The following is a 511-nucleotide window of genomic DNA, read 5'->3' on the forward strand; positions in this document are numbered from 1 at the left end:
TCATTGACCATTTCTTTTGCCATCATCAGCATCAAAGGACAGGTGTTGGCCGCGCATTGATGGCTCATATTTTCTCTCAAGCGGAGTCATTAGCGTTACCGTATTTGTACTCAGAGGTCAGTATCACTGCTCGTCCGTTCTTTGAACGAATGGGATTTAAAGTGATTAAACATCAAGAAGTTGAAGTGAGAGGGCAACACTTAACTAATTATGTGATGAAGAAGTATCTATCGCGTAATTAGTGAGCTTGGACACAGATAAGAGATGTTTTCTGATGTGAATTCCAGTTCATTGATCTAAGACCAAAATTTCGTTTCAAAACAGTGTACATAATCTCTACTCAGAGTTATCAAACAGGTATGTTTCTATCTCACAACCGCAAAGTTGTTCATAAAAATCAGATTGATAGAAAGATGACTGAATGTGGCTCGAAATGCCTAATGTCATGGCCAACCAACTCAGGAAGAGTAGTAGTACTATGCGCCCATATCTCAAATACATCATCCCAACG

1 protein-coding gene is annotated in these 511 nt (G+C 39.3%); it reads left to right on the forward strand.

Annotated elements, in window-relative coordinates:
• The coding region (locus R7Z47_RS26955) for a GNAT family N-acetyltransferase (RefSeq protein WP_318131041.1) at positions 1–242 on the forward strand (242 nt) is incomplete at its 5' end.
• Between the last annotated feature and the right edge of the window lie 269 nt (positions 243–511).

The organism is Vibrio sp. 1641, assembly GCF_033339995.1.
GTDB classification, from domain to species: Bacteria; Pseudomonadota; Gammaproteobacteria; order Enterobacterales; family Vibrionaceae; genus Vibrio; species Vibrio alginolyticus.